The organism is Actinocorallia lasiicapitis (assembly GCF_054778695.1).
On sequence record NZ_BAAGZI010000369.1, the window covers coordinates 1 to 5,833 of the forward strand.

Annotated in this window: 6 protein-coding genes and 1 pseudogene; 5 read left to right on the forward strand and 2 right to left on the reverse strand. The window is 70.5% G+C overall.

All coding sequences use genetic code 11. The features are described 5' to 3' along the window. Nucleotides 1-187 (reverse strand): annotated as a pseudogene (locus tag ACYVE7_RS27795) (hypothetical protein); the annotation flags it as partial. A gap of 146 nt (nt 188-333) precedes the next feature. Between ACYVE7_RS27795 and ACYVE7_RS27800 the strand changes: the two are divergent. From ACYVE7_RS27800 to ACYVE7_RS27820, 5 genes are all read left to right on the forward strand, one after another. Beyond that, nucleotides 334-2,457, forward strand: coding sequence for a sensor histidine kinase (locus ACYVE7_RS27800; RefSeq protein WP_460368689.1), 2,124 nt, complete (start codon nt 334-336; stop codon nt 2,455-2,457). Next, nucleotides 2,454-2,855: a roadblock/LC7 domain-containing protein gene (locus ACYVE7_RS27805; protein ID WP_460368680.1), complete on the forward strand. Its 402-nt coding sequence runs from the start codon at nt 2,454-2,456 to the stop codon at nt 2,853-2,855. The genes ACYVE7_RS27800 and ACYVE7_RS27805 overlap by 4 nt, the downstream gene beginning before the upstream one ends. Then, nucleotides 2,852-3,220, forward strand: a complete 369-nt coding sequence (locus ACYVE7_RS27810; RefSeq protein WP_460368682.1) for a DUF742 domain-containing protein — start codon at nt 2,852-2,854, stop codon at nt 3,218-3,220. Before ACYVE7_RS27805 ends, ACYVE7_RS27810 begins: the two co-directional genes overlap by 4 nt. After that, nucleotides 3,201-3,770, forward strand: coding sequence for a GTP-binding protein (locus tag ACYVE7_RS27815; RefSeq protein WP_460368684.1), 570 nt, complete (start codon nt 3,201-3,203; stop codon nt 3,768-3,770). Before ACYVE7_RS27810 ends, ACYVE7_RS27815 begins: the two co-directional genes overlap by 20 nt. 116 nt (nt 3,771-3,886) lie before the next feature. After that, complete coding sequence (locus ACYVE7_RS27820) at nt 3,887-4,966, forward strand: LPXTG cell wall anchor domain-containing protein (RefSeq protein ID WP_460368686.1); 1,080 nt, start codon at nt 3,887-3,889, stop codon at nt 4,964-4,966. Nucleotides 4,967-5,044: 78 nt separating this feature from the next. On the opposite strand, the gene ACYVE7_RS27825 is transcribed toward ACYVE7_RS27820, so the two are convergent. Beyond that, the gene (locus ACYVE7_RS27825; RefSeq protein ID WP_460368688.1) at nt 5,045-5,662 is read right to left on the reverse strand and encodes an NAD(P)-dependent oxidoreductase; all 618 of its coding nucleotides are present in this window, start codon (nt 5,660-5,662) and stop codon (nt 5,045-5,047) included. Nucleotides 5,663-5,833: the final 171 nt, after the last annotated feature.

The following is a 5,833-nucleotide window of genomic DNA, read 5'->3' on the forward strand; positions in this document are numbered from 1 at the left end:
CGCCGGGATGGGCGGCCTCGATGTTCCTGGCCAGCTCGGCCATCACCTCGTCGGACGCGCCGGCGAGGACGACGGTGGGGGAGTCGGGAGGCAGAGTGAAGGAGCCGCCGCGGTGTCGGCCGCCGCGGCGGCCGGCGCGCCGCCGGGTGGGCAGCGCTTCGGTCGACACTTCGGGGAGTTCGGTCACGCCTAAAGGGTAGTCCCCTTCGGTTCCCGTCTTGTGCGATACATTCCCTTTCGTCACCCCGCTGATCAGAGAACAACCGGAGGCCTGCCGGGATGCGCCGTACCCGCAGTCAGCCGATCAGAACGGCGATCGTCTCCTTGATCACCGTGCCGATCGCGGCACTCATCCTGTTGTGGAGCCTGACCGCGTTCAGCACCTACAACACCGGGGCGAGCCTGGCGAACGCCGACAAGACCAACACGCTTGTCGTCCAGCCCACGCAGCGCCTCATCAACGCCCTCCAGGCGGAGCGGCGGACGTCGCTCGGCGCGATGACCGGGACCGTGGGCGCGGCCCGGCTCGAAGCCGCACGGACCGCCACCGACCAGGCCCGCACCGCCTATGACGACTCCACCGTCGTGGCCGGTCTGCCCGCCACCCTGTCGCCCACGGTCCGGGGCATGTTGGCGACCCTCTCCCGCGATCTCGGCGGGCTCCCGTCGCTGCGGCAGCTCGTCAGGACCACCAAGAACCGCAAGGGCGTCTACGAGAACTACAACGCCCTCATCGCCGACGGCTACACGATCTTCCGCGGGGTCAGCTCCCCGACCGCCGACGTCAAACGCGACATCGACCTGCTGACCTCGCTCGGCCAGGCCCGCGAGAACACCTCCCGGGTGGACGCCCTGATGGCGGGACGGCTCGCCCACGACGGCAGGACCGGCCGGCTGAACGCCTGGGACCGCGAGGAGATCGCCCGGTCCGCCGGCACCCGCGAATACCTGTACGACGACACGCTCAGGCAGCTCACCAAGGGCGACTTCGACCGGTACAGCGTCCTGCGCGCCGGCGCCGACTACCGGCGGCTCACCGCGCTCGAACGGCTCGCCATCGACGGCGGCTCGGTCTCCCAGTACGAGTGGGACGACGTCGCCGCCCGGGTCAACACCGTCCAGCTCGACCTGGAGAACAAGGCGGTCGACGGCATCGCCGAACGCGCCCAGTCCGGTGCGGGCGGCGTGCTGATCAGGCTGGCGGGCGGCACCGGCCTCGGCCTGGTCGCGGTGATCGTCTCGATCGTGGTGGCGTGGCGGGTCGCCCGGCGGCTGATCCGCGAGTCCCGGGCGCTGGCCGACACCGTCGGCGGGTTCACCCGCGACCAGCTCCCCGTGCTCGCGGCGCGCGTCAGGGCGGGTGAGCGGGTCGACGATCCGGGCACCCCCGACGTCCAGTTCAGCGTCACCGAGATCGAGCGGATCTTCCGTTCGTTCGTGTCGGCGCGGACCGCGGTCCTGCAGGCCGCCCACCACGAGGCGCAGACCATGAAGGGCGTCAGCGAGGTCTTCGTCAACCTGTCCTCGCGCAACCAGGCGCTGCTGCACCGCCAGCTCAGCCTGCTCGACCAGATGGAGCGCGACGCCGACGACCCCGAGGAGCTCTCGCGGCTGTTCCAGCTCGACCACCTCGCCACCCGGATGCGGCGGCATGCCGAAGGGCTGGTCATCCTGTCCGGCAAGACGCCGGGCCGCGGCTGGCGCAAGCCCGTCCCGCTGATGGACGTGGTGCGCGGCGCGGCGTCCGAGGTCGAGGACTACACCCGCGTCAAGGTGCTGCCGATGACGCGCAGGGCGCTGGTCGGGCCCGCCGTCGCCGACGTGATCCATCTGCTCGCCGACCTGATCGAGAACGCGGTGCAGTACTCGCCGCCCGACACCCAGATCGAGGTGTCGGGGCAGGGCGTGGCCTCCGGTTATGTGCTGGAGATCGAGGACCGCGGGCTCGGGATGCCGCAGGAGACCCTCGAGGAGCTGAACGCCCGGCTGGCGGCGCCGCCGGAGTTCAATCTGAGCGACAGCGCGCGGCTCGGCCTGTTCGTGGTGGCGCGGCTGGCACTCAGGCACGGCATCCGGGTCTCGCTGCGGCCGTCGCCCTACGGCGGCACCACGGCCGTGGTGTACCTGCCGCAGTCGCTGGTGACGGCCGAGCCCGCCACCGAGCCGCGGCTGCCCGAGCCGGAGCCGGAGCAGCCCGCGTTCGCGCTGGTCGAGGTGTCGGCCGCGGCGCGCACCGCCGAGCCGCAGACCTCGCCCGCGACCGGCGAGACCCATCTGGACCTGCCCAAACGCCGCCGGAAGACCACCCCTTCGACCGGCACCACCCAGCCGTCCCGGCTCATCGCCGACCAGCCCGAGAGATCACCGGACGATCTGCGGATGCGGATGTCGGCGATGCAGAAGGGCTGGCAGCGTGGCCGTACCGAGTCCGCCGCCCTACCCGAGGAGAATCCGTGACAGAGCCGGGCGATCTCAACTGGCTGCTCGACAGCCTGGTGAACCAGATCGCACAGGTCAGACATGCCATCGTCCTGTCCGCCGACGGCCTGGTCATCGGCGCGTCACGGGGCCTGGTCCGGGAGGACGCCGAGCATCTGGCGGCGCTGTCCTCCGGCTTCCAGAGCCTCGCCAGGACCACCGCGGAGCACTTCAGGGGCGGGGCGGTCCGGCAGAGCATCGTGGAGATGGACGACAAGTTCCTGTTCGTCACCGCGGCGGGCTCCGGGGCCTGCCTGTCGGTCCTCACCGACGGGGACGCCGACGTCGGTGTGATCGCCTACGAGATGGCCATGCTCGTGACCAGGGTGGGCCGGCACCTGTCGGCCAGACCCCGTGAAGGAGCGCAGGCCCGATGACCGGACACGAGTGGCTCGATGCCGAGGCGGGGCCCGTCGTGCGGCCCTTCGCGCTGACCGGAGGGCGCACCCGCCCGGCGGGATCAGATCTCGATCTCATGACACTCGTGGTGTGCGCGGCCGAACCGCAGTACGGTTCGCTGCTTCTGTCCCCCGAACACGAGGCGATCCTCGACGGCTCCCGCACCCCGCTGACCGTGGCCGAACTGGCCGCGACACTGGACCTCGCGGTCGGCGTCGTCAAGATCCTCCTCGGCGATCTCCTCGCGGACGGCCGCCTCGCGGCGCGCCGCCCCGGGAGCGTCGCGCAGTTCCCCAACAGCAGGATCATCGAAGAGGTAATCCATGGACTCCAGGCCCTCTGAGGCCGAGCTGGCGGTCAAGATCCTTGTCGCCGGCGGGTTCGGCGCGGGAAAGACCACGCTCGTCGGTTCGGTCAGTGAGATGCGACCGCTCAGGACCGAGGAACAGCTCACCGAGCGCAGCATCGGCGTCGACGAGCTGACCGGGGTGGAGCGCAAGTCGACCACCACGGTCGCGATGGACTTCGGCCGGATCACCCTCCGCACCGGACTGGTGCTGTATCTGTTCGGCACGCCGGGCCAGGACCGTTTCTGGTTCATGTGGGACGAGCTGGCCGAGGGCGCGCTCGGCGCCGTCGTGCTCGCCGACGTCCGCAGGCTCGCCGACTGCTTCGCCTCGATCGACTATTTCGAACGGCGCGGGCTGCCGTTCATCATCGCGGTGAACAACTTCGAGGGCGCCAAGACCTACACGGCCGACGACATCAGGATCGCGCTGGACCTCGACCCCGAGATCCCGGTCGTCGCGTGCGACGCCCGCAGCCGCGAATCCAGCAAGCAGGTGCTCATCTCGCTGATGGGCCATGTGATGACGGCGATGGCCCGCCGCTGATTCATGATCCTTTAGCGAAGCTTGGATCTTGCTCCGCGCCGTGGCGGCACGGAGAACGCCCATTCCCGGACTACAACGGATACCAGTTCATTCAGCGTAGTTCGGGGGGCCGTTCAATGATCCATTCGCTCAGGCCTAGTGGGCGCGTCATCGCCGTGGTCGCGGCGATCGCGGTCAGCGGGTTCGTACCTGTGGCCTTCTCGGCGCCGGCGCAGGCCGACGGTCCCGTCTGGTCGCAGGCCAAGCGTGAGAAGCCTGTCAAGCACAAGAAAAAGAAGAAGAAGGCCGCGCCGGTCCACATCACCATCAACACCGGCGGCCCCGGGGCCCCGTTGATGCCCGGCAAGACCTACACCTGGCCTTACACCGTCACCAACTCGGGCACCTCGCCCGCGCCCGCGGTGGTCTTCCAGTCGCCGCTGCCGGCCGGGATGCAGTTCGTGTCGGGCACGGGCAACTGCGTGTACCAGGCGGGCACCACGCCCACCACGCCGGGCCAGGTCATCTGCCAGCTCGGCACGGTGAACGGCGGGCAGGTCTCCACCGGCGCGATCACCGCGCAGGTCAACAACAACGCGGCGCCCGGCGCCCCGGTCACCTCCACCGCGACGATCAACTGGAACGGCGGCACCGTCACCGCCCCGTTCCCGGCGAGCCAGATCGCGCAGACCGCCAACCTGGCCGTCAACACGCACGCGCCCACCACGATCAACCCGGGTGACACCTACGAGTTCACGGTCAACGTCACCAACAGCGGGCCCGCGATGGCCAACAACGTGACGGTGAACGCGCCGATCAGCGTGGTCGGCGGCAAGAACAAGATGGTCCAGATCACCCAGGCCGACGGTTCCTGCGTGATCAGCGGCTCCCAGACCTCGGTGAACTGCGGTCTGGGCTCGATGAGCCCCGGTGCGACGCAGACCCTCAACCTGCAGGTCCAGGCGTCGCAAGCGGTCCAGCCCGGCGCGGTCGTGGTCAACGCGGCGCAGGCGAGCACGTCGACCTACGAGCCGAACCTGACCAACAACCACGACAGCTCCCGCTCCAAGGTGCGCGGGCTCGTCTACGTCAAGGCCGCCAACCTCAAGCAGCTCCCGGCGACCGGCTCGGACTCCCAGACCCAGCTCGACCTGGCCCTCGGCCTGCTCGGCGTCGGCCTGGTGCTGGTCCGTCTCGGCGCGCGCCGCAAGGTCTGACGCGCCCTCTCGACCCGCGCCCTCTCGACCTGACCGGCCCCGGATCCTCCAGTTCCGGGGCCGGTCTTCGTCTTCCGCTCAGTTGGCGACCGAGATCCGGGTGTGCGGGTGGGCGCCGTCCTCCAGCTCGTCGACGAACGCGATCGCGTAGTCCTCGGCCGAGATCGAGTCGCCGATCACCTGGTCGGCGCCCTGCCGGTACTCGCCGGTGCGCTGCCCGGGGCCGATCTTCGGGGCGGGCGAGATGTACGTCCAGTCGAGGTCGCCGACGGTGCGGTAGTAGTCGAGGACCTCGCCGTGGGCGAGCGCCTCGGGCTTGTAGTCCTTCGGGAAGTCGGGCGTGTCGACCAGGCGTTCGCCGGGCGCGACCTCCAGGGTGCCGGCCCCGCCGACGACGACCAGCCGCCGCATGTCCGCGGCCCGCAGGCCCTCGACCAGGGTTTCGTTGGCGGCGAGGAACGGCGCGGTCGGCGGGGTGCCGTCCCGCGGCGGCGCGAGCGCCGAGGCGACGACGTCATGGCCGACGACGGCCCGCGCCACGTCGCTCGGGTTCTCCACGGTCAGCACCTCGCCGCTGACCCCGGGCAGCTCCCCGCCCGACCTGCTGAACCCCGTCACCTCATGGCCCCGGCTCACCGCTTCGGCCGCGATGCGGCTGCCGACCATCCCCGTCGCTCCGAACAGTGCGATTCTCATAGGTGTCTCCTTCCACCCGAGGACCGCCCGCAGAACCGCCGGAACGTCATGGGATCTCCAAGCTTTAGCGGGGTGTGCGCGCCGTCGCCAGGGCCGCCAGGGCGAGCAGGACGGCGAGGGCGAACGCCAGCGGCGGCAGGCCGTGCGCGGCGAGCGCGGAGGCGAGCTGCG